Annotated in this window: 22 protein-coding genes, 1 tRNA gene and 1 riboswitch; of the genes, 6 read left to right on the top strand and 17 right to left on the bottom strand. The window is 29.7% G+C overall.

The features are described 5' to 3' along the window. The 5 genes from JNO63_RS01730 to JNO63_RS01750 all read right to left on the bottom strand — a co-directional run bounded on the left by JNO63_RS01730 (window position 1) and on the right by JNO63_RS01750 (window position 5023). Window positions 1-2196, bottom strand: a complete 2196-nt coding sequence (locus JNO63_RS01730; protein ID WP_203126612.1) for an ATP-dependent helicase — start codon at window positions 2194-2196, stop codon at window positions 1-3. An 86-nt stretch (window positions 2197-2282) separates the two neighbouring features. Then, a complete protein-coding gene (locus JNO63_RS01735) occupies window positions 2283-2603 on the bottom strand; it encodes a YerC/YecD family TrpR-related protein (protein WP_203126613.1) in 321 nt (106 codons plus the stop codon). Window positions 2604-2731: 128 nt separating this feature from the next. After that, window positions 2732-3391 carry a type 1 glutamine amidotransferase gene (locus JNO63_RS01740; RefSeq protein WP_203126614.1) on the bottom strand — a complete coding sequence of 220 codons (660 nt, stop codon included), beginning with the start codon at window positions 3389-3391 and terminating at the stop codon, window positions 2732-2734. Then, the gene (locus JNO63_RS01745) at window positions 3388-4716 is read right to left on the bottom strand and encodes a Mur ligase family protein (protein WP_203126615.1); all 1329 of its coding nucleotides are present in this window, start codon (window positions 4714-4716) and stop codon (window positions 3388-3390) included. Before JNO63_RS01745 ends, JNO63_RS01740 begins: the two co-directional genes overlap by 4 nt. Window positions 4717-4753: 37 nt before the next feature. Continuing rightward, window positions 4754-5023, bottom strand: coding sequence for an acylphosphatase (locus JNO63_RS01750; RefSeq protein ID WP_203126616.1), 270 nt, complete (start codon window positions 5021-5023; stop codon window positions 4754-4756). Between the two features lie 97 nt (window positions 5024-5120). Here JNO63_RS01750 and JNO63_RS01755 point away from each other — a divergent pair, with 97 nt between their 5' ends. Both JNO63_RS01755 and JNO63_RS01760 read left to right on the top strand, forming a co-directional pair. Then, a complete protein-coding gene (locus JNO63_RS01755) occupies window positions 5121-7697 on the top strand; it encodes a heavy metal translocating P-type ATPase (protein ID WP_203126617.1) in 2577 nt (858 codons plus the stop codon). Then, window positions 7697-7972, top strand: a complete 276-nt coding sequence (locus JNO63_RS01760; RefSeq protein WP_203126622.1) for a metal-sensing transcriptional repressor — start codon at window positions 7697-7699, stop codon at window positions 7970-7972. Before JNO63_RS01755 ends, JNO63_RS01760 begins: the two co-directional genes overlap by 1 nt. A 31-nt stretch (window positions 7973-8003) precedes the next feature. Here JNO63_RS01760 and JNO63_RS01765 read toward each other — a convergent pair whose 3' ends face one another. Then, window positions 8004-8504, bottom strand: coding sequence for a QueT transporter family protein (locus tag JNO63_RS01765; RefSeq protein ID WP_203126623.1), 501 nt, complete (start codon window positions 8502-8504; stop codon window positions 8004-8006). A gap of 120 nt (window positions 8505-8624) precedes the next feature. Between JNO63_RS01765 and JNO63_RS01770 the strand changes: the two genes are divergently transcribed. Further along, window positions 8625-9536 (top strand): C39 family peptidase, encoded by a 912-nt coding sequence (locus JNO63_RS01770; RefSeq protein WP_203126624.1) that lies wholly within the window; start codon window positions 8625-8627, stop codon window positions 9534-9536. Window positions 9537-9584: 48 nt separating this feature from the next. Beyond that, window positions 9585-9660 (top strand) — tRNA-Lys (locus tag JNO63_RS01775). 62 nt (window positions 9661-9722) lie between these two features. Here the strand turns inward: JNO63_RS01775 and JNO63_RS01780 are convergent. The 5 genes from JNO63_RS01780 to JNO63_RS01800 form a co-directional block, all read right to left on the bottom strand. Next, on the bottom strand, window positions 9723-10031 hold the full coding sequence (locus tag JNO63_RS01780; protein ID WP_203126625.1) for a DUF4298 domain-containing protein: 309 nt from the start codon (window positions 10029-10031) through the stop codon (window positions 9723-9725). Between the two features lie 2 nt (window positions 10032-10033). Then, the gene (locus JNO63_RS01785) at window positions 10034-10951 is read right to left on the bottom strand and encodes a serine hydrolase domain-containing protein (RefSeq protein ID WP_203126626.1); all 918 of its coding nucleotides are present in this window, start codon (window positions 10949-10951) and stop codon (window positions 10034-10036) included. Between the two features lie 11 nt (window positions 10952-10962). Next, entirely contained in the window at window positions 10963-12135 is a 1173-nt protein-coding gene (locus JNO63_RS01790; protein ID WP_203126627.1) for an iron-containing alcohol dehydrogenase, read from the bottom strand. A gap of 83 nt (window positions 12136-12218) precedes the next feature. Further along, window positions 12219-13589, bottom strand: coding sequence for a 23S rRNA (uracil(1939)-C(5))-methyltransferase RlmD (rlmD, locus tag JNO63_RS01795; protein WP_203126629.1), 1371 nt, complete (start codon window positions 13587-13589; stop codon window positions 12219-12221). Next, the gene (locus tag JNO63_RS01800; RefSeq protein ID WP_203126631.1) at window positions 13576-15921 is read right to left on the bottom strand and encodes an ATP-dependent DNA helicase; all 2346 of its coding nucleotides are present in this window, start codon (window positions 15919-15921) and stop codon (window positions 13576-13578) included. Before JNO63_RS01800 ends, rlmD begins: the two co-directional genes overlap by 14 nt. 65 nt (window positions 15922-15986) lie before the next feature. Between JNO63_RS01800 and JNO63_RS01805 the strand changes: the two genes are divergently transcribed. Beyond that, the gene (locus JNO63_RS01805) at window positions 15987-16739 is read left to right on the top strand and encodes a nitroreductase family protein (protein WP_203126633.1); all 753 of its coding nucleotides are present in this window, start codon (window positions 15987-15989) and stop codon (window positions 16737-16739) included. An 18-nt stretch (window positions 16740-16757) separates the two neighbouring features. Here the strand turns inward: JNO63_RS01805 and JNO63_RS01810 are convergent, their stop codons facing one another. Beyond that, window positions 16758-17366 (bottom strand): DNA-3-methyladenine glycosylase, encoded by a 609-nt coding sequence (locus tag JNO63_RS01810; RefSeq protein WP_203126634.1) that lies wholly within the window; start codon window positions 17364-17366, stop codon window positions 16758-16760. 46 nt (window positions 17367-17412) lie between these two features. After that, window positions 17413-17504: riboswitch (THF riboswitch) on the top strand. 20 nt (window positions 17505-17524) lie between these two features. On the opposite strand from JNO63_RS01810, the gene JNO63_RS01815 reads away from it, so the two are divergent. Then, on the top strand, window positions 17525-18055 hold the full coding sequence (locus JNO63_RS01815; RefSeq protein ID WP_203126635.1) for a folate family ECF transporter S component: 531 nt from the start codon (window positions 17525-17527) through the stop codon (window positions 18053-18055). Window positions 18056-18069: 14 nt separating this feature from the next. On the opposite strand, the gene JNO63_RS01820 is transcribed toward JNO63_RS01815, so the two are convergent. From JNO63_RS01820 to nrdD, 5 genes are read right to left on the bottom strand one after another with little or no spacing between them, the layout of a single operon-like run. Beyond that, entirely contained in the window at window positions 18070-18576 is a 507-nt protein-coding gene (locus JNO63_RS01820) for a nucleoside 2-deoxyribosyltransferase (RefSeq protein ID WP_203126636.1), read from the bottom strand. A gap of 9 nt (window positions 18577-18585) precedes the next feature. Next, on the bottom strand, window positions 18586-19449 hold the full coding sequence (locus JNO63_RS01825) for a TPM domain-containing protein (protein WP_203126637.1): 864 nt from the start codon (window positions 19447-19449) through the stop codon (window positions 18586-18588). An 8-nt stretch (window positions 19450-19457) separates the two neighbouring features. Beyond that, on the bottom strand, window positions 19458-20054 hold the full coding sequence (locus JNO63_RS01830; protein WP_203126638.1) for a LemA family protein: 597 nt from the start codon (window positions 20052-20054) through the stop codon (window positions 19458-19460). A 27-nt stretch (window positions 20055-20081) separates the two neighbouring features. Next, entirely contained in the window at window positions 20082-20579 is a 498-nt protein-coding gene (gene nrdG / locus JNO63_RS01835; protein WP_203126639.1) for an anaerobic ribonucleoside-triphosphate reductase activating protein, read from the bottom strand. Beyond that, window positions 20576-22696: an anaerobic ribonucleoside-triphosphate reductase gene (nrdD, locus tag JNO63_RS01840; protein ID WP_203126641.1), complete on the bottom strand. Its 2121-nt coding sequence runs from the start codon at window positions 22694-22696 to the stop codon at window positions 20576-20578. The genes nrdG and nrdD overlap by 4 nt, the downstream gene beginning before the upstream one ends. Window positions 22697-22816: the final 120 nt, after the last annotated feature.

A 22816-nucleotide genomic window follows, 5' to 3' on the forward strand; every position in this document is an offset into this window, starting at 1 on the left:
TCACACCTTATAAATTGGGGCATAGTCTTGGTTTAGTTTCTTAAGTCCTTTTTTATCAAATGCTACAACGAGTTCATTACCATCTTCGTTTTCCTTTACCTGGACAACCATACCCTCGCCCCATTTTGAGTGCATGATTTTATCGCCTACTTGATAGCTCTCATCACTATTTTCGTTTTTCTTTAACTTAGTATCTAAAACTGATTGGCGAGTCTTTTCTCTCATATAATCTTCATTTGAAGCTCTCTCGTAAGTTCGTGAATTAAATGAAGAAAATGATGAATTTTGTAATTCTTTAATATTTGATTTTATCTCATCAATAAATCTTGATGTCTTGTAGTATACAGGTTTTCCATAGGCTCTTCTAACTTCGCTACTAGTTAGATATAGTTTTTCACGGGCTCTAGTAATGGCCACATAAAATAACCTTCGTTCTTCTTCAACATTACCTTCATCAATTGATCTTTTGCCAGGAAATAGTCCCTCATCCATACCTACAACAAATACTATTGGAAACTCTAGACCCTTAGCAGCATGCATAGTCATAAGGGTTACTGAGTCATCTTTGTCTTCGGTTTTTTCAAGCTCTGAAATTAAACTAAGGTTTTCTAAATAATCATAGATAGTATCATCTGGATTATTTTCCTCATATTCACTGGCTGCACTGATAAACTCATTGATATTGTCAATCCTAGCTCTATCTTCTACTGAATAGCTTGATTCTAATACTTTTAAATAACCAGATTTGTCTAAAACTTCATTTATGAGATCGGTTATAGTATATTTTAATGCATTATCAAATATTTCTCTTAAAGGATTATAGAATTTGTAAGCTAGTTTTTTAAGTCTATCTGATAATAACTGTTCATATCCTGAATCTGTTATTAATTCCAGAATAGAAATATTGTTATCAGAAGCAATTTTATTCATCTGTTCCACACTTTTATCACCGATTCCACGCTTTGGTTCATTAATGATACGTTTTAGTGCAACATCATCTTTTGGATTTACAATAACTTTTAAATATGAGACTAAATCTTTAATTTCTTTTCTATCATAGAACTTCAGACCACCTATTACTTTGTAATCAATTAAATTTTTCATCAAGACTTCTTCAAAGGGTCTTGATTGAGCATTAGTCCTGTATAGGATAGCAATATCTCTATAAGAGTATCCTTGGTTTACTAATTTTTTGATTTCATCGACTACAAATTTACTTTCTTCACTTTCGACTGAATTATTTTTATAAATTACTTCATCGCCAGTTTCATTAGCAGTCCACAAATTCTTGTCTTTTCTTTCTATGTTATTTACAATTAGTGAGTTTGCAGTATTTAGAATATTTGACGTAGACCTATAATTTTGTTCAAGCTTGATTACCTTAGCGTCCTTAAAATCTTTTTCAAAATTTAAGATATTGCTTATATCTGCACCCCTAAAACTATAAATTGATTGATCAGCATCACCCACAACTATTACATTATTATGATATCCAGCAAAATATTTGATAAGCTCGTACTGCGAAGCATTCGTATCTTGATATTCATCAACAAATACATATTGAAATTTCTTTTGATAGTATTCTAAAACTTGTTGGTCTTTTTTAAAAATATCTAAAACTTTTTCGATTAAGTCATCAAAATCTAGAGAATTATACTCATACTTACGTTTTTCATACAAACGGTAGATCTCATAGTATTCATTGTGATTTCGGTAATAGCTATCTATTTTCAGGAACTGATTTGGAGTAATAGATTTATTTTTTAAAGAACTAATAATATTTTGGGCATCTCTAGGACTTATTTCATCCTTATAACCCAAATCATTTATAATCTCTTTTATCAAAGTTCTCTGATCATTTGTATCATATATTGTAAAATTAGAGCTATATCCAATTTTTTCAATATTCATTCTTAAAATTCTAGCACAAATTGAGTGAAATGTACCAATCCATAGATGACTAACATCCATATTCAATAGACTAGCAACTCTTTGCTTCATCTCATTTGCTGCCTTATTGGTAAATGTGATTGCTATGATATTTCTAGGGTCTATTCCCTCACTTTTAATCAAATTTGCAATGCTTGTTGTAAGAACCCTAGTCTTACCACTACCAGCACCCGCAAGGACTAAAAGAGGTCCTTTTTTATGAAGCACTGCTTCTGCTTGTTTATCGTTTAAACCTTCAAGTATCATCACATCCCCCTTATCTATTTATTATACCACATGAAAAAAGAGTAGACATTAAGCCTCCTCTTTTAAAATATATATTTATTTAAGATTTACTTTTCTTCTCTTTGCTTTTTTAAATCTTTTTCTATAAGTTTGTCTAAAACTAGGTCATATCCATTTGATCCGTAGTTTAAAGATCTATTGACCCTAGATATAGTAGCTGTTGATGCTCCAGTTTCTTCTTCAATAACATTATAAGTTTTTCTTATTTTTAGTAATCTTGCAACATGTAATCTTTGTGCTATTGATTGGATTTCTCTAGCTGTACAAATATCTGTAAAAAATGAGTAGCATTCTTCTATATTATTAAGCATTAGAATTGCTTCAAATAATTCATCTGTTTGTTGATTTTTTAATTTTGAATCTGTCATTGTTCCCCCGAGTATAAAGTAATCTGTTTAGTTACAATGATATTATACACTAAATATCAAATTAAATATACTTTTATCAAATTATTTTGCCAATTTAACTATAAATGCAAATAAATTTTAATATGATTCTAATTATCAAAATTTTTATTTATAGAAATATTAAATAATTCTTTACATAAATCTTCATTTCTTGCAAGTAAAGGTCCATGTAGATATGTACCAATTGTATTTTTGTATCTAAATCCTTCAGTGGTATCTGATCCATTATTACCATTGCCTTCAATAACCTTACCAAAAGCTTTTTGGTTTTCAGATAGATATGTTACGCCACCATGGTTTTCAAATCCTTCATATAATTGTCCATTATTATAATCTTTAATTTTAATAGCTCCTGTGAATCTATTACCATTTTCTTGATTTACAGTGTAATGATTAAAAATATTCAATCCCTCTATTTTTTTATTGTAAGCATCATAATAATATTGACCTAATAGTTGGTATCCTCCACAGATTGCTAAAAATACTCCACCCTTTTCAATATATTTTGATAGTTGTTCTCTTTTTTCTAATAGATCAGTTTGAACTATCCTCTGCTCATAGTCTTGACCACCGCCAAAAAATACAAAATCATATTTTTCAGCATCAAAATAATCTGCTATGCTAATCGTTTCAATTTCTACCTCATAACCATTTTTTCTTGCTTCATGGGCAAATGCCATAACATTTCCCACATCGCCATAAGTATTTAATAGATTTCCGTAAAGGTGGCAAATTTTAATTTTTTTCATAAGCCTAATACCTCTCTTAATTTAAGCATAGCAGTATAAGTAGATAAAATATAGATATTATCAGTTTTGGATTGTTTTACAATATCAAAGATTTCATTTTCAAAGTCAAATTCAACAATATCACCATTATAAATTTCTGCTATTTCTAAACGCCTTTTCATATCTTTTTTTCTTTTTCCTGAAACATAGATATCTTTTATATCAAGAGCGCTTAAACATTCGTAGTAGGAATCATATATCCAGCTTACATCTGTTCCATCTGCATAGTTATCATTTAATAAGCAAATTAAAGATACTGGCTTTTCTTCTAGTAGCATTAGATCAATAATTTGATTTAGACCAGTAGGATTTTTCACAAGATTTATAGTAATATTTTTGTCATCAATGTTTATGTTTTCTTGCCTACCAAAAACATTTTTTTGGCTATGAAGTCCTTCATAAATTTCCTCATAGCTTAGTCCAAGTTCCTTAGCTACACTTAAAGCAGCAAGAGCATTATATACATTATATAATCCACCGACATTTACTTTATAAAGTTCATTATCGACTTTAAACTCTGAATAATTTGCATCAAGTTTTACAATTTCATCTATCGGATAGTCTATATAAGGTGTTCTAAAATTACAATTTGGACAAGAATAATCACCCAGTGAAGAATAATTATTAAGTTTATATTTTAATACATGATTACAATTAGGACAAAGTATGCCATCCGAATTAATTTCGGCATTTAAATCATAATCACTACTTGCATTTTTATAATCACGAATCCCAAAATAGGCTTTATCAAAACTCTGCATTTGTTCATAGTTAAATATAGGCAAATCACCGTTAGCAATTATTTTCGCATCAGGCATGACTTTCATACCATCCATTAATTTTGCAAAAATATTATAGATTTCCCCAAATCTGTCCATTTGATCTCTAAATATATTTGTAAATACTACATAATCTGGCTTTATATTTTGACCAATCCTGACTAGATTTGCCTCATCAACTTCTAGAACGGCAATAGTTTCCTCGCTAGAAGGATTATCTAATAAAGTTGTAATGATGCCTTGGACCATATTTGATCCAGATTCATTTGTAAAAACTTTATCGTAACGTTGTCTTAATATATTTACTAAAAAATGGGTTGTCATTGTTTTACCATTTGTACCTGTGACAAATATAAACTTAGTATTTTTTGACAACTCATTTAAAATATTTTTATCTAATTTATAAGCAACATAGCCAGGTAAAGAAGTTGCGTTATGCTTAGTAAGCCTTAGCCCTGCCCTGACAATTTTTGCTATTTCTTTTGTTAATTTATTTTTTACACTCATAAATTTAATATATCTTAAAAAACTAACTTATCAATCACTATCCAATAATTTTATAAGTACTTTCATCTTCAATTATTTTATTTTCAACTTTTTTGCACGAATCAATTTTAATGAATTTTTGATTTTTTAGCTCTTCTATAAATTTATTGATTGATTTTTCTTCTCCTTGAATAAAACATCTTACATCTCCATTATATAAATTTTCAATATTACCAGTAAGGTCTAACTTAGTAGCTAAAATCTTTGATGTATATCTAAAACCTACTCCTTGGACTCTGCCTTTAAATAACAATTCATATCTTTTCATAACAATCTCCTTTGACTAATTTTACCCATTACTTGATTTATTTGTATAAATTAGTTTAGTATTATTAACACCCCCTATGGGTGTGAGAGGAGGTATTATGAAAAAACGCTTTGATGTAACAGGCATGACGTGTGCGTCTTGTCAGGCTAATGTTACAAGAGCAGTTGAAAAATTAGGTGTTAATGAGGTAAATGTAAATCTAATTAACGAATCTATGAGCGTTGATTATGATGAAGATAAACTAAGCGGTGATGACATCATCCATGCTGTAGAAAAAATAGGTTATGGAGCTAGCTTAAAAGATAAAGAAAAATCAACTACTGCTGACAAACCTAAAGAAAAAGACCAAGAAGAAAGTAATACCAGATTTAGGTTAAGAGTATCATTGGTTTTCTTAATCCCACTTTTGTATATAGCTATGGGACCTATGATCGGTTTGCCAGTTCCCTCTTTTATGCAAGGAAGAGAAGGCTCTATAAATAACGCCTTTATACAATTTATATTAACTATTCCAGTATTAGTAGTAAATAGAAAGTTTTTTATAAATGGATTTAAAGGATTATTTAATAAGGCTCCAAACATGGATACCCTAGTAGCTCTTGGTGCTAGTGCAGCAACATTTTATGGTATTTTTGCTATAATGCGAATGGCCTATGGTTTCGGATTTAACCAACCAGAAATTATAGATCAATATATGCATAACCTCTATTTTGAGTCTGCTGCTGTGATTCTAACTTTAATAACTCTTGGTAAATATTTTGAAGCTAGATCAAAGGGTCAAACTAAAGCATCCCTAGAAAATTTAATAAATCTAGCACCAAAAAAAGCAACAATTCTTGTTGATGGTAAGGAAAAAAGCGTAGATGTTTCTGAGATAGAAAAAGGAGATATAATCTTAATTAGACCTGGAGATTCTATTCCAGTGGATGGTGAGATTATAGAAGGCTCTTCCCTACTTGATGAGGCAGCATTAACTGGTGAATCTATTCCTGTTAATAAGGGTGTTGGAGATGAAGTAATCACTGCAACTATTAACAAAGAAGGTTCATTTAAATTTAAAGCCACCAAAGTTGGAGAAGATACAACTCTTGCCCAAATTATAAATCTAGTAAATGAAGCAAACGAAACCAAGGCTCCAATTGCTAAAATGGCAGATGAAATTTCAGCTATATTTGTACCAGCTGTAATTTTAATTTCTATTGTTACATTCATAGTATGGATGGCACTAGGCTATAGTTTTGAATTTGCATTAAATTTAATGATTTCAGTTTTAGTTATATCCTGTCCATGTGCCCTAGGACTAGCTACACCGATGGGGATAATGGTTTCTACTGGAAAATCCGCAGAACTAGGTTTATTATTTAAAAGTGCAGAAAGTTTAGAAAACTTAAGCAAAGTTGATACAATACTTCTAGACAAGACAGGAACTATTACTGAAGGTAGACCTCAAGTTACAGATGTAAAAACTGATATAGACTATGATGAGTTTATAAAACTTGCAATTTCTATAGAAAATTCATCTGAACACCCATTAAGTAATGCAATAGTTACCTATGCTGAAGAAAATAATATAGCTCCAGAGAATGTATCAGACTTTAACGCTATTTCTGGTAAAGGAATAAGCGCAACATATAATGGTCAAAGATACCTAGCAGGTAATTTAAGGCTAATGAAAGAAAATAATATAGATCTTAAAAACTATATTGAAGTAGCTGATACTTATGCAAATGAAGGTAAGACTTCTATGTACTTTGCTGATGAAAATCAATTAATCGGTCTAATAGCTGCTAAGGACTTACCAAAAGCAACTTCAAAAATTGCTATAGATGAGCTTAAAAATCTAGGTTATGAAGTAACTATGGTAACTGGAGATAACGAAAAAACAGCAGAAGCAATCAGATCTGACTTAGGTATTGATAAAAAATTTGCTGATGTCCTACCTCAAGATAAAGATAAAGTTGTAAAACAATTGCAAGATATGGGTAAAAAAGTAACTATGGTAGGTGATGGTATTAATGATGCGCCTGCTCTTGCAAGAAGTGATATAGGTATGGCCATTGGTAATGGTACTGATGTTGCTATAGACTCTGCAGATGTTGTATTGATGAGAAATTCACTACTAGATATAGTAAGTGCAATTGAACTTTCAAAATCAACTATAAAGACCATTAAGCAAAATTTATTCTGGGCTTTCTTTTACAATGTAATACTAATCCCAGTAGCAGCAGGGCTTTTATATCCATTTAAAGGAATCACATTAAATCCAATGTTTGCAGCCTTTGCAATGAGTATTTCATCTGTATTCGTATGTTTAAACTCACTAAGACTAAGAGGATTTAAACCAGAGTTTAAAAATCAAAAAGCTATAGATGAAGTAGAAAAAAACGCATCAAACAATGAATATCAAAATCTATCAAATAATAAAGAAATAAAAGGAGAAGAAAAAATGACAGATACAAACAAATTAGTAGTGAATGTAAATGGAATGACTTGTGAACATTGCAAAAATCATGTTGAAAAAGCATTAAAAGAATTAGCATTTGTTGAAAATGCAACTGTAAATCTCGATGAAAAAAATGCTACAGTAGAATACTTTGGTAGTGTAGATGAAGATCAAATTAAAGATGCAATTACTGAAGCAGGATACGAATTTAACGGTATTGAATACAAATAATGCATGCTGATAAAGCAAAAACTATCAGAAAATTAAAAACCGTCAGTGGTCAAATCGACGGCCTAATAAAAATGGTTGAAGAAGATAGATATTGTATTGATATTAGCAACCAAGTTATGGCTTCAATTTCAATATTAAAAAACATCAATAAAGATGTACTTTCAGCTCATCTTAATCATTGTGTCTACCAGGCACTTGAAAATGATAATGCAAATGATGCTAAAGAAAAGTTAGATGAAATCGAAGGTATAATAAATAAACTTAATAAAATTTGACAAAATAAAAGGCTCCCCTACGGGAGCTTTTTTAAAATTCTATTATATTATTCATAAGTGCTTTATTCTTTTCAAGTATCTTAAAGATAATTACTCCTATTATACTTACCATAACAAATTCGCTAGCCATAAATGAAAATAGCATTGTTATGAATGCACCAGAACTATCTAGTAAGAAATATGTTCCTAAAGCTGGAACAGCAACTAATAGTACTGGGAAAAGTGATGCAACAAATAAATTATCAGTCTTTTGCATAAATCTAAAGGCAATATATGATGATAATGTACCAAAAATTACATCAAACCAAGCCATAGGACTAAACAAATTTGCAATTGCACATCCTAATACAAGTCCTGGAATATATTTTCTATTATAAAAAGCTAATAATACCAATATTTCAGAAAATCTAAATTGAATTGGACCGTATTGTGGCATAGGTACGACTAAAGTTAAGACTGCATAAAGAGCAGCTACAACTGCTGATCTAACTAAAAAGTTAGTATCACTTATAAAATTATTTTTTTTATTCATTTTTTCTCCTTGATTTTTTTTTCGTAATGGGTGCCAAGAAACATTACTATGCTATGATACCACAATATTTTAAAAAACAAAAGCTATTGAATGATAGATACAATTGAGTAAAATATTTGTATGAAAAAACAAATTTTATTAGTCCCAATTTTACTCATTTCCTTAAGCTCATGTACTAGTAGCTTGGGAAACAAAAATGAAGGACTAATTGATCAAGAAAATATGAATATAGTCTCTGAGATAAATGAGTTAGCAATTAATACTTTTTTAAAATCAAATGACAAATCTTTATCTGAAGTTATCGTAGAAAATGAAAAACAGTATAAAGAAAATTTTACTCCAAAAGCAAAGTCAGATGTTAAAGAAGATATAATTAAAAATCTCGAAAAACACATAGATCAAAATCCAAAAGCTCAATGGGTTTATGATAATTTTTTTAATGTTACAAATGTCGAAGCCTATCTTACAGGAAATGATCCTGATACAGTTGAATTTGTATACAACATGAATCACAATATCACTGATTTTCCAAACACACCAGGAGAATCTATTGAACTTGGAAGAAAAACTCCTTTTTATCTTCAGTGGGATAACAGATGGGCATACAATGAATTGGGACTTAGAAATATAGGGATTTCTGGCTGTGGTCCCACATCTACTGCAATGGTTTTATCAAGAATTAAAGATGATCCAACTATTACACCCGATAAAATATCAAAAGATGCAAAAAATTATATGACTAATGAAGGAGTTTCCTGGTCATTTTTCCCAGATGAAGCTACTAAATATAATTTAAAATCAAAAGACATTAATTTAAATGAAAAGGAAATGATAGATGCTCTAAAAAAAGGACCTCTTATTGTTTCTGTTGATAGAGGCTATTTCACATTATTTGGTCATATTTTTGTAATTGACTCTTATAAAGATGGTAAATTTTTAATAAATGATCCAAATAGCGTGAAAAACACTATGAGACCTTGGTCATATGATGAAATTAGTAATCAGATAGCTCATATCTGGCAAATATATTAATTTGACAAATAGCTAATGTAAGCGTATACTAAGAAAGTATTTTACTTCGCACCATTAGCTCAGTTGGTAGAGCACCTGACTCTTAATCAGGGTGTCCAGAGTTCGAACCTCTGATGGTGCACCAAATTAAAACTGCGGTCTAAGCCGCAGTTTTTTTAATTTAAAAATAGACTGGATATTTCCAATCTATTCTTCCTTATCTTGTATAATATAGTTTGCTAAGTCTAGTAATTCACGTGCCATATAGTAATTATCACCGAGTAAATCATATATAGCATCTTCAGTTAAAATTCCTTGGTTAATTTCACTAGGTATTTCACCCTTATTAGATGCATCATAGTCATTGGAAAATTTATCACTATAATAATATTTTTCTAATTTTTCTAATTCTTTTTGATGATCTTTAAACTCTTGTAAAGCCTGATTCAATTTATTTGTTAAATTTTTGTGGTCTTCATAAATTTGTGTCATTTCATTAATATAATCGTAATCCATACTTACCCCCTATTTAATATTTCAATTATATTATCAATATCACTTTTTATCTTATAATCTTTATTTGACGATTCATTATTTGTCGTCACTATTATTGTATTTGATTTTTCCATCAATACAATCAATTGCCCACCTGTACCAGATGCAAATGTAATACCATTCTTTGATATCCAAAGACTATAACCATAATAATCTTCTGACAAATAATTTTTCTTAATCTCAAAATCATTTTTAAATAATGGATTCTTCATTTTTTCAATCCATGCTTGGCTAATTATTTGTCTTCCTTCAAATTTTCCATTATTTAAGAGTAATTTCCCGATATTTAAAAGATTATCAGTAGATAAATAAAATTTAGTCGCACCTGCTAAATAGGCTCCATATTTATCAGCTTTTGCATTCTTTATATTTAAAGGATCAAATAGATTTTCATCTATAAATTTAAATAAATCTGTTCCGATAAACTCTTGTAAAGTAGCAGATAGTATATAATAACTAGCATTTGAGTATAAGAAATGTGTTCCAGGCCTATAGTAAATTGGATAATTTATAACTTCATTTAATAAATTGTCTATATTAAATTTATTTATATCCTCACTCATTAAGAGTATATCCCTATATCCTACAGTATGAGTCAACAAATGCTTTACTTTTATCTGTTTTAAATATCTTTCATTTTTTTTATTTTTTAAGCTTATCTTATTTTTAATAATAGGATAAATGTAAGTGTATTCATCAAAATCATTGTATTGACCAATTACAATTCCACATGCTAGGGCTAGAATGGTCTTTGAGATTGATCTAACATTTATTTTTTCATCTTTTTTCTTATTTACTAAATATCCTATTCCATTTTTGTATACAATTATAGAATTATTTTCTTTGTAGAGCCCTTGAGCGAGTTTTTCTATACTATCCATTTATAACTATCCTAAAAAGCTTTTTTGTAGATATTTAATACATCGGATTCTTTTAAAGGTTTAAAACCATCTATTTGATTTTTGTTTTTATTAGATAAACAATTTTTTGCCATGATTTCCAATTCGTCTTCTTTAAATCCTTGTTCTTTTAAACTTAGATTTATTCCTAGAGATTTAAAGAATTCTTTTAAGGCTTCAATAGCTTTTTTTGCATCATTGATTTTGGACCCTGATTTTTCTATATCAAACACATTATATCCAAATGTAGCAATTTTCTCACTAGTTTCATCATCTAGGCAATATTCTAGCCAAGTTGGAGTTAAAATTGCAAGACCTACGCCGTGAGTAATGTCTCTTAATGCTGATAGTTCATGCTCCATAGGATGAACTGACCAATCAATGTTTTTTCCAGCACTTATTAGACCATTTATTGCCCAAGAGTTTGCCCACATAAGATTTGCTCTTGCTTCATAATTATCTCCTTGATTAATTGCAATTGGACCATATTTTATACAAGTTTTTAAAATAGCTTCTGCAAATCTATCGTCTAGGTAAGCACCATCGTTTAAAGTAAAATAATTTTCCATTGTGTGGCTCATAATATCAACAGTTCCTGCTGCAGTATGATAAGAATCAACACTATAGGTGAATTCTGGATTCATAATTGCAAATTTTGGTCTTACATATTCAGATCCCCAACCTAGTTTTTGGCCAGTCTCTTCATTTGTTATAACAGATCCAGCATTCATTTCAGATCCAGTCGCAGCAAGGGTTAAAATGCTTCCCAACGGCAAGGCATTATTAACTTCTTCATTTTTTATTACAATTTCCCAAGGATCACTTTCAGTATAAAACCCAGCTGCAATAAGTTTAGCTGAGTCTACTACAGATCCCCCACCAACTGCTAGGATAAAATCAACATCATTTTCTTTAGCTATTTTTACTCCTTCACGTACTTTATCAATTCTAGGATTTGGTACTACTCCTGAAAGTTCGAAGTGATTTATAGAATTATCTTCAAAAATTTTTAAGATTTTATCATAAAGTCCAATTTTCTTTATACTATTTCTTCCATAAACAAGGAGTACTTTTTCTCCATATTTTTTTATCTCATCTGCAAGATTATCTAGTTGGTCTTTACCAAATAATATCTTGGTTGATATATTAAAATTAAAATCGTACATAATGCCTCCTTTTTTAATTTGCTTTATTAATAATTACCCTATAAATTTAGATTGAAATAGTTTACTCAAATTATTTTAAAATTTTACTCATTAGTTAATAAGCAAATAGTTTCTAGATGCCTAGAATTTGGAAATTGGTCAAAGATTTCATAGTTTTTTATATTATATCCATTATCTAAAAAAGTTTTTAAGTTTTCTACCTGTGTCTTTGGATTACAAGAGATATAAACATACTTTTTAGGATTAAGTTTTAAAATTTTTTCTAAGGGTTCTGGACTAATACCTGCTCTTGGAGGGTCTAGGATAACTACATCATAATCTCCCTTAACATTCTCAATCTGTTCAAGTACATCTCCACATAAGAAATTTATATTTTTAATTTCATTTAATTTGGCATTTTCGTATGCTTTTTCTACTGCCTCATCTACTATTTCAATACCAGTGGCTTGTTTTGCAACACTAGCCATAACTTGAGTAATGGTCCCAGTACCTGAGTATAAATCAAGTACATTCATAGAATCATCTATTTTTGCAAATTCAAAGGCTTTTTGATAAAGCTTTTCTGCTGTAAATACATTTGGTTGAAAAAATGAAAATGGAGATATGTTAAATTTTAATCCTAACATTTCTTCTGTAATATGGTCTTTTCCAAAAATAAGATCAATTTTTTCAGGTATTACAGCATCAGCAACTGAATCATTTGTAACATGAAAAATTGATACTATTTGACCATCTAGGTTTAAATTTTTTAAGAAGTTTACAAATAATGTTTTTCTCATCTCATCGAAGCTTTCATCACTTGTAGTAACTAGTATACACATGATTTCACCTGTCCTATGTGCTTTTCTAATTATAAAGTGTCGTAAAAGTCCTTCTCGTCTTGATTTATGATAAAAACTAGTGTTTTTTTCACGGAAATATTTTTGTACTGCACTTCTGATTTTATTAAAATCACTATCTATTACATTACAATCAATCGTATCCACAATTTCATAGAATCTATTTTGCCTATGCAGACCTAATATTAGTTCTCCTCCCTTATAAGCATCTCCAAAGGTGTATTCCATTTTGTTTCTAAATCCTTCAGTTATTGGGGATCTATTTATTGGTATATCACCTTCATAAGTAATATTGTTTTCAGCTAATAATTTTTTTATCATGTCCTGTTTTAGCATTAGCTCTGTTTCATATGGCATTCTTTGATATGCACATCCTCCACATATGTCAGCTTGAGGGCAAAAATCTCTACTATTTTCTAAGGGAGAATGTTCTACTAGCTCTATATACTTTCCTTTTTTGTAATCTTTTCTATTTCTTGTAATTTTAACCTTACAAGTCTGTCCTAGTACACCACCCTTAAATTCAATTATATTTTCATTTTCATCGGTTCCAATTGAAATATTTGGATATTTTACTTCATTAATTTTAACATTAGTATTTTTATTCTTTCTCACCTACATCCTCCCAAAATTTCTCAGCTTCTATATCGAAATCACTTTTTTCATTTACTAATTTAATTCCATTGTTTTTCCAATGTTTAGGATACATGCTTTTATATTTATAACTATTAAATCTGTCATCAAGCAGATAGATAATCCCCTTATCATTTTCACTTCTGATAACCCTACCTGCAGCCTGGTAAACTTTGTTTAATCCAGGAAAAGTATATGAATAATCAAAACCATTTTCTCCAAGTTTATCAAAATGAGTTTTAATTAAATTTCTTTCATTACTTACACCTGGCATACCTACTGAAATAATCATTGATCCGATTAATCTATCACCAATTAAATCAACACCTTCGGAAAATATGCCTCCTAAAACTACAAAAGCAGTTTTTTGTGAGTCTTTATCAAATTGTTTTAAAAATTTCTTAGTATCCTTTTCATTCATAAACCTATCTTGGATTACTATTTCATCATCAAAACGTGTTTTGTAATCCTCGTATACATCTTCTAAATATGAATAGGACGGGAAAAATATAAAATAATTTCCTTTTTTTGAATTAATAAATTCATTGATAGCTTCACTAACAAAAACTAAATTATTATTCCTATCCCTATATCTTGTGCTAATCTCGCGATTAAACAAAGCAAAGTTTTTTTCATCAAAAGGCATATCAAGTCTAAGTTTTAAACTATCATCGGCACCCAATATTTTAGTAAAATAAATCATGGGAGAAAGTGTGGCTGAAAAGAAAATAACAGATCTTGCATTTTTATAAGTACTTGATAAAACCATGGAGGGATCTATGCACTTAATTTCAAAGATAATCTGATCATAATCTTCATCATAAGAAATCACAGAATAAAAACCTTTTGTATAGTATTCTCCTATCTTTAAAAATTTATTAATATCAAAAAATAAATTTAGTAGCTCATCATAATTTTCATCATCATGTTCTTCTACCAAATATTTTTGCAGAGGTTTTAAAAGTTTTATAAATTTTTTATCAAAATCTTCGATTTGATTTTCCTGATAATAATAAAGCTTCTTACCATATTTAGCATAAAGTTGATCAAAGGTATCTATTATTTCATCGCAGTATTTTATAATGTTTTTTTGCTTTTTATTATCTAGTTTTTTAGATATTTCTTTAAAACGTTCATCGTTAAAAGAAAAGCCGTACATATCACGAGCTCTCTCTACCAAATTATGAGATTCATCTATTAAAAAAACATATCTATCAATTACTTCATCAAAAAATCTTTTTAGATATGTATTTGGATTAAATACGTAATTATAATCACAAATTATAAAATCTGCATAGGATGAAATATCAAGTTCTAACTCAAATGGGCAAACTCTATGCTTTTCTGCATAAGAAGTTATAGTTGAAAAGTCCATTATTTCTTCACTATCAATTATGTCTTTTAAAGCATCATTTACCCTATCAAAATGCCCCCTTGCGAATGGACAATCTATAGGATTACATTTTACTTCATCATTTAAGCATATTTTTTCTTTTGAAGTTATTGATAGTGCTTTTATAAATAAGCCTTGATTCTTTAGAATATAAATTGATTTTAAAGCTTCATTTGCTTGTGTACTTTTGCTAGTTAGATAAAAGATTTTATCGGTTAAATCTTCTCCCATTGATTTTACAGATGGAAAAACTGTTGAGATTGTTTTGCCAATACCTGTAGGTGCATCTACAAATAATTTTTTCTCATCTAAAATTGATTTATAAACTGCTACAGCCATCTTTCTCTGCCCCTTACGGTATTCTTTATAAGGAAAGTCTAATTCTTTGATAGTCTGATTTCTTTTTGATAAATTTCTTGCTAATATTTTCGAAAAATTTAGATATTCGTTTAATAAGCTGTAATAAAAATCTTTAAGCTCATCAAAGCTAAATGATTCTTTGAATATGATTGTAGAATAATCTTCCACACTTACATATGTAAGTGTGATACTCATATTTTCTAAATTATTATCTAGAGCATAAAAGTAAGCGTAGCATTTAGCTTGTGCCCAGTGTAATTTATTTGTGCCATCAATTTCTGAAAGCATTCTACTTGTCGATTTGATTTCATCTATTACAAATCCATCTTTTTCTTTAAGCAAGCCATCTGCTCTACCCTCAACTATAAACTCTACATCATCTATAATTGTAGAATTTTTTAAAGAATATTCACTTTTATAATTAGCACCATATTTTTTTTGAATTGCTTGATGCGCTCTGATGCCTTCAATCATTCTAGCATTATCACGAAATCTATTGTCAATATCTCCAGATCGCATTACAAATTCAATAAGGTTTCTAACTGAAATTCTAACTAACATTTAATCACCTTTTCTTATTATACTACTAATTAGGGTATAAACTTTTATGAAGATAAGGAGTTATTATGAACGAAACAATTAAAAATCAACTTAATCATAGAACTATAAGAGAGTTTAAAGATGAAAAACTAGACCAAAGCGTCATTGATAATTTACTAGAAGTGGCGAACATGGCTCCTACTAGTAATGGTATGCAATTTTGTACTATCATTGAAGTTACAGACCAAGATTTAAAAGATAAGTTAGCAAAAAACGGGCTTCAAGAATATATGGCGCGTGCACCTCATTTGTGGATATTTGTAGTAGATTTGTTTAGAAATTATAGTATTGCAAAAGAAAACGGCCAAGAAAATGATGAGATGTTAGGTTTTGATAGATTTATTCAAGGTCTTACAGATTGTATAATAGCAGCACAAAATGTTACAGTTGCAGCAGAAAGCCTAGGTTTTGGAGTAAATTATTTCGGAAATATCCATAATGATACAAAAAATGTAATAGATATCCTAAATCTACCTCAATTAACATATCCAGCAGTTGGATTAGGATTTGGAATTCCAAATCAAGCACCACAACTAAAACCAAGAATGGATATGAGCGTTAAGACATTTGAAAATTCATATAAAATATTTGACAATTACAACAAAACTATTGCTGATTATGATAAGGAAATGACTACCTATTACGATTTAAGAGATGCAAATAGAAGAGTAGACTCATTCTCAGCACAAATACCCAAAAAACAAGGAACACCAATAGCTAATAGAAATAAAATGTTTGAAACCTTATTAAGTCAAGGTTTTAAAATAGACATAAAATAAAGATTACAAAAGTAATCTTTATTTTTTTAACACAGAAACATAAGAATTATCTTTTATATAAAATCTGTATGGATAATCAATTGCTTCTTTAGAATAATCTATGCCTATTCTTTTATCAATAATTATATCAAAAATACTATCATCATCTTCAACATAAAATGATTGGTCAAATAAATCTTTGCCATTTAAACTTTTATCTATACTTAAAGCTTTTGTAAGTTTTCCAGGACCATTAGTAAGATTTTTCTTTTGATATGCCGATAAATCATCAAAATATTTACCAAATCTATTTTTGCTAATATTATCAAATTGATTTAAGGGTTCTACTGCTCTTATTAAAACTGCCTCTGGAATATTTTTATCCTGAGTAACAAAATTAAGCATAAAATGAATACCATATGTTTGATATACATAAATAGTACCTGCATCTTCATACATTATTTTATTTCTATCCGTTTTTCTATCTCCAAATGTATGGGCAGCTCTATCCTCTATCCCAAGATAAGCTTCAGTTTCTACAATCTTTGCTCTATATATAATTCCATTATCTTTTTTTACTATTACTTTTCCTAATAGGTCCTTAGCAACCGTTAAAGTATCTCTACTAAAAAATTCTTTACTTAACATAATTTCCTCTACTGATTTTTATATATAAATATGATATCATATTATTATCAGAGTAGATAGGAAGCATTAAGTGTTAAGAAATGGGTTGTTGTTCTTAAACGAAGCTATAGGCTATGATTTTCTATCGCAACCGCTGCCTCTGATAGAAAGGGGAAAAAATGAAAAATAAGATTACTGTTAATATGCTCACTAAGATGTCTATTTTTGCTGCTTTAACAGTTATTTTTAGAAGATTTCTAACTATAACTATTTTTTCTAGCACAAAAATAGGTTTAGGTTACTTGCCTACCATTATGGCGGGGATTTTATATGGTCCTTTAGCTGGGGGCATAACTGGTGGTGTAGCAGATGTTGTTGGAATGTTGATGAAGCCAGACGGGGTTTTTCATCCTGGTTTCACTTTAAGTAGTATCTTGATCGGTGCTGTACCAGGTTTTATATCCTATAATTTATTTAAAAGAGATTTTAAAAATAAACTCGACTGGATATGCCTCACAAGTTGTATATTTGTGTTCATAGGTGTACGACTACTGCTCGATTCTTTTTGGCTAACTAATTTATATTCCAACCCATATATATTTTATGTTGTACGTAATTTTATAAAAGATGCTTTTGAAGCAGGAATTAACGCTGTAGTTTTAATATTACTAATACCAAAAATAACAAAATATGCATATAAAAAGCTCTAGGATTTTCTTAGAGCTTAATTATTTTGATTTATAAAATCATTTATTAATTTTACGATTTCTTCCAAATAGCTTTCATCTCCAGGATAACCAATTACTAAATGACCATGTTCTTTTACTTTTCCTACTATCATAAGATTTCGATATAGTTTATTTTCACCAGTTCCCAGATATCTCATGTCAGTAATAATTCCTATAATCATTCTTGGAAAGTCAATATTATTTTCTTTTTCAAACTCTCTCATGACTCCATGAGCCATGATTTCTCCAGCTACACCATCATCTATACTAAGTCCATCTAGACAGGCTATTAAAATATTTGCTTTTTTCAGTTCAGCAGTATCAGCTTGAGAAATTTTAATATCTGTGATTATATCATCATTGTTTTTCTTATCATTTATATCAGCATTTCTTTGAGGTACATATAAATCTAATTTAGTATTTTCTTCTATATATTTTGCTAAATTTTCAGTCCATTTATACATAGCATCATTAAAAAAATGACTTGCTAAATATCCGTACATTCTATCTCCTTAAAAACTTCTACCAGCTCCACCGCCGCCGGTGCTTCCTCCACCACCAGTAAATCCACCAGAATAAGAGCTACCAGATGATCCACCAAATGATGAAGAAGATCCACCAGTCCAGCTACTAGAACTCCATGGGTCATCAAAATATCTTCTTCTATATCTAGGGTATCCCCTAAATGTTGGATTATTTCTGTAATATCTAGAAGTATTTCCTCCATAGAAATTCATTTTTGTTGTTAATCTAGACATTATTATAAATATAATTAGATATAAAAACAGTGTTCCTAGGCTAATGCCACCTGAATATGACTGGCTATTCATATCTAAATAATAGTCATAATTCCCATCAAGAGATATTTCATATTCATCAACAACTTCCGCAACTATTGCATTAAATCCTTCATTAATTGCTTTAGAATAATTGCCCTTTTGTAAGTCATCATACATAAAATTATCAATAATTCTACCAACTTTACCGTCATTTAGTCTGCCTTCTATACCATAGCCAGTTGAGATAAAAATTTCTTTTTTATCATTCAAATCATCTTCAGTAATAAGGATTAGAACTCCATTTTTTTTATTTTGATCACCTATGTGCCATTTATTAAATATTTTGGGTCCTAAATCACTTGCTGGCAAACCATCTGGATTTTTAATTGTTGCAATCATTATTTGAGAACCAGTTTTTTGCTCCAGCTCTCTGTTAGTTTTGGTTATATTTTCCTTAGTTTCCATATCTAGCATACCTAGTTCATCTAGGTAAAAACTACTTGGTGCAGATGGTAGATCTGCAAAAGATATAAGAGGAAAAAGGAAGATTAATAAGCAAAATATAAGGTTAAATTTAAATATCTTCCCCTTTTTCATAAAACCTCCTATTTGTTATTTTGATTAAAGTCAACTTTTGGTGCTTCTTGAGCACTTTCACTAGCTTGGAAATATTCAGCCTCTTTGTATCCTGTAAATCCTGCAATAAGATTTGTAGGGAATTTTTTTAAATCTGAATTGTATTCTTTAACAGCTTGGTTATAGTTACCGCGTTCTACAGAAATTCTATTTTCAGAACCAGCTAACTCATCCATTAATTGAGTATACTGAGTGTTTGCCTTTAGTTCTGGATAATTTTCAACTACTACATTCATCTCACGAACAGCTTGTGTCAATTGCTCGTTAGCATCAGCTAATTCTTTTGGAGATTCTGCATTATTGATTCCTGAGCGAGCCTCAGTAATTTTAGTTAAAGTTTCACCTTCATAATCTGAATATCCCTTAACAGTATTTACTAAGTTTGGAATAAGGTCTGCCCTTCTTTGTACTACATTTTGTACTTGTGCATAAGCTTCATTTACATTTTCACGGCTACCTGCTAGCCTGTTATAGGTTGGTACTGTTAGAAATAATATTAGAGCAAGTACTACTAAAATGCCTCCAACAACACCAAACCCACTTCTTTTTTGATATCTATTATTCATTATTCCTCCTAAATATTTTATAAATTATTAATACCCATTTAAAAGGACAATGTCATTATTTATAAGACTATTTTTTACATCTATAATTCTTTGATTAGATGATCCACGAAATCTTAATTTTAAATCTTTTTTAGATTCGATAAATGGACCATCCACTAGTACGTCAATTTCTTTTAGTAAATCTTTTTGGATTTTATTTGCAATCAAATTCTCAAAGCTATATCCTGAGTATATCCAAATTTCTTTATTAACTTGAGTTTTTATTACTCTAACTATATCTGTTAGTTCATGAGCACTTTCAAATGGCTCTCCTCCTAAGATTGTTAGCCCGCTTATTTCATCTCTTTTTAGATAACTTATTACTTCATTAGTAGTTTGATCAGTCCAGACTTTTCCAAAGTTAGGATTTTGATATTCTTTATTAAAACAATTTTTACAATTTATACTACATCCAGTTACGAAAATACTAGTTCTAATTCCAGGACCATTTGCAATATCATATTTTCTTATTTGTGCGTAATTCATATATGCAGTACCCTAGCCTTAATTTCCTTTGTCCTTCCTTCATTCCAAAAATTTTCACCCAGATAACCGCAAGTTCTTCTAACTACAGTAAGAGAATTTCTATCTTTATTACCACAATTTGGGCAGTACCATTCATTTTTTTCGTTTAATAGTATTTCTCCATCAAAACCACATTCATTACAATAATCAAGCTTGGTATTAAATTCAGCGTATTGGATGTGATCGTAAATATATTTAATCATAGTCATTATAGCATCAATATTAGCTGTCATATTTGGAATTTCTGCATATGAAATACAACCCCCAGTAGATAAGGACTGAAATTCTGCTTCAAAGTCAAATTTATCAAAAACTGATATTTCTTCTCTAACATCTACATGGAAAGAATTTGTATAATAACCCTTATCAGTTATATCTTCTATTTCTCCAAATCTATCCTTATCAATACTAGCAAATCTATGGGTAAGACTTTCAGCAGGTGTTCCATAAACTGCAAAAGCAATATTGTATTCTTCGCTCCATTTTTCTTTTTTCTCATTTAAAAGTTTCATAATTTTTAGAGCGAATTCTTTTCCCTCATTGCTGGTGTGGGATTTACCTGTTACAAGTTTACTTGCTTCATAAATACCAATATAACCTATGGTTACTGTAGCGTAACCATTTTCAAGTAGTGGTTTTATCGGTGTGTGTTTTGGTAACCTTTCTATAGCTCCATGTTGAAAATGGATTGGTGAGCTATCGCTTGTAACTTTTGATAAGTGATGATATCTTAAAAGACCTACTTCTTTTACAAGATCTAATCTTTTTTCTAATATCTCAAAAAATTTTTTTTCATCATTTTTAGCTAAGATACCAATTTGAGGAAGATTTATAGTGCAGACACCCATATTAAATCTTCCATCAAATTTATATTTGCCATTTTCATCTTTATATGGTGGAAGAAAGGCTCTACATCCCATAGGAGAAAATACATTCCCTTCATAGTTTTTTTTCATTTCTTTAGCAGATATGTAATCCGGATACATTCTTTTTGCAGTGCACTCTCCAGCAAGATTAGTAAGCGAATAGTATTTACTATCTTCTTTTATATTGTTTTCATCTAAAACATAAATTAATTTTGGAAAGGCTGGAGTAACATATACCCCTGCTTCGTTTTTAATGCCCTTGATTCTTTGCTTTAAGATTTCTTCTATTATCTTTACTGTTTCCTCTAGGTATGGATCATTTTCATCTGTGTGCATAAATAAGGTCACAAAAGGAGCCTGACCATTGCTAGTCATAAGAGTATTTATTTGATATTGGATAGTTTGTATACCTGATTCTAAATCTTTTTGAGTCATTGCAGAAGCCATAGCTAAAGCTTGATCTTCGCTTGCTAAAGTTTCTTTGGCTAGTCTTAAATTTTTATCATAAGATTTTTTTAAATATGGACTTAAGCAGGATATATTTATAGATTGGCCACCATATTGATTGGAAGCAATTTGAGCAATGATTTGTGTCATCACATTACAAGCTACTTGAAATGACTTTGGACTTTCTATCAACTTTCCATTTACAACTGTTCCTTCATCTAACATATTTTTCATGTCTACTAGGCAGCAGTTAAAAATTGGTTGGATTAAATAGTCTAAATCATGGATATGTATAGCTCCAGAGTCATGGGCTTCTACTAAGTGGGCTGGAATTAATTTCCTTTTTGCTATATCTTTTGCAACCTCTCCAGCTATCAAATCTCTTTGAGTGGAAGCTATTAAGGGATTTTTATTAGAATTTTCATCCATAACATCAACATTTGTTTGATTGAGTAATCCTAAGATATCATTGTCAGATGTATTTTGTTTTCTTTTATAAGCTTGGATTGATTTATAAGATTCATATGCTCTTGCTGTAGCAGGGTTATTATTTCTAATCAGCTCATAATAAACTGCTTCCTCAATATCATATATAGAGATCTCACTTTTAGCCTTATATTTTTCTTTTATTGTGGATGCTATTTCTTCTGGCTGATCCTTAATATAAACTCCACTGGGAGAATTCATAGCTTTAAGGATAGCAGCAGATATTTTTTCTTCTTTAAAATCAGCTTTTTCACCATTTCTTTTTACAACTTGTAACATATTATCCCTCCTATACTTTCGTTAGTATACCATATATAGTTTTCAAATAAAAGTATATACTATATATAGTATATCTGACTATAAAACTAGGGATACTAAAAGAGATGTTGGAATAAAGCC

This window comes from Anaerococcus sp. mt242, assembly GCF_016798225.1.
In the GTDB taxonomy this organism is placed as follows: domain Bacteria; phylum Bacillota; class Clostridia; order Tissierellales; family Peptoniphilaceae; genus Anaerococcus.

Excerpts from the sequence above, each read along its gene's own strand:
- JNO63_RS01730 (WP_203126612.1), bottom strand. The coding sequence starts at position 2,196 with ATGATACTTGAAGGTTTAAACGATAAACAAGCAGAAGCAGTGCTTCAT.
- JNO63_RS01735 (WP_203126613.1), bottom strand. The coding sequence starts at position 2,603 with ATGACAGATTCAAAATTAAAAAATCAACAAACAGATGAATTATTTGAA.
- JNO63_RS01740 (WP_203126614.1), bottom strand. The coding sequence starts at position 3,391 with ATGAAAAAAATTAAAATTTGCCACCTTTACGGAAATCTATTAAATACT.
- JNO63_RS01745 (WP_203126615.1), bottom strand. The coding sequence starts at position 4,716 with ATGAGTGTAAAAAATAAATTAACAAAAGAAATAGCAAAAATTGTCAGG.
- JNO63_RS01750 (WP_203126616.1), bottom strand. The coding sequence starts at position 5,023 with ATGAAAAGATATGAATTGTTATTTAAAGGCAGAGTCCAAGGAGTAGGT.
- JNO63_RS01755 (WP_203126617.1), top strand. The coding sequence starts at position 5,121 with ATGAAAAAACGCTTTGATGTAACAGGCATGACGTGTGCGTCTTGTCAG.
- JNO63_RS01760 (WP_203126622.1), top strand. The coding sequence starts at position 7,697 with ATGCATGCTGATAAAGCAAAAACTATCAGAAAATTAAAAACCGTCAGT.
- JNO63_RS01765 (WP_203126623.1), bottom strand. The coding sequence starts at position 8,504 with ATGAATAAAAAAAATAATTTTATAAGTGATACTAACTTTTTAGTTAGA.
- JNO63_RS01770 (WP_203126624.1), top strand. The coding sequence starts at position 8,625 with ATGAAAAAACAAATTTTATTAGTCCCAATTTTACTCATTTCCTTAAGC.
- JNO63_RS01780 (WP_203126625.1), bottom strand. The coding sequence starts at position 10,031 with ATGGATTACGATTATATTAATGAAATGACACAAATTTATGAAGACCAC.
- JNO63_RS01785 (WP_203126626.1), bottom strand. The coding sequence starts at position 10,951 with ATGGATAGTATAGAAAAACTCGCTCAAGGGCTCTACAAAGAAAATAAT.
- JNO63_RS01790 (WP_203126627.1), bottom strand. The coding sequence starts at position 12,135 with ATGTACGATTTTAATTTTAATATATCAACCAAGATATTATTTGGTAAA.
- JNO63_RS01800 (WP_203126631.1), bottom strand. The coding sequence starts at position 15,921 with ATGTTAGTTAGAATTTCAGTTAGAAACCTTATTGAATTTGTAATGCGA.
- JNO63_RS01805 (WP_203126633.1), top strand. The coding sequence starts at position 15,987 with ATGAACGAAACAATTAAAAATCAACTTAATCATAGAACTATAAGAGAG.
- JNO63_RS01810 (WP_203126634.1), bottom strand. The coding sequence starts at position 17,366 with ATGTTAAGTAAAGAATTTTTTAGTAGAGATACTTTAACGGTTGCTAAG.
- JNO63_RS01815 (WP_203126635.1), top strand. The coding sequence starts at position 17,525 with ATGAAAAATAAGATTACTGTTAATATGCTCACTAAGATGTCTATTTTT.
- JNO63_RS01820 (WP_203126636.1), bottom strand. The coding sequence starts at position 18,576 with ATGTACGGATATTTAGCAAGTCATTTTTTTAATGATGCTATGTATAAA.
- JNO63_RS01825 (WP_203126637.1), bottom strand. The coding sequence starts at position 19,449 with ATGAAAAAGGGGAAGATATTTAAATTTAACCTTATATTTTGCTTATTA.
- JNO63_RS01830 (WP_203126638.1), bottom strand. The coding sequence starts at position 20,054 with ATGAATAATAGATATCAAAAAAGAAGTGGGTTTGGTGTTGTTGGAGGC.
- nrdG (WP_203126639.1), bottom strand. The coding sequence starts at position 20,579 with ATGAATTACGCACAAATAAGAAAATATGATATTGCAAATGGTCCTGGA.
- nrdD (WP_203126641.1), bottom strand. The coding sequence starts at position 22,696 with ATGTTACAAGTTGTAAAAAGAAATGGTGAAAAAGCTGATTTTAAAGAA.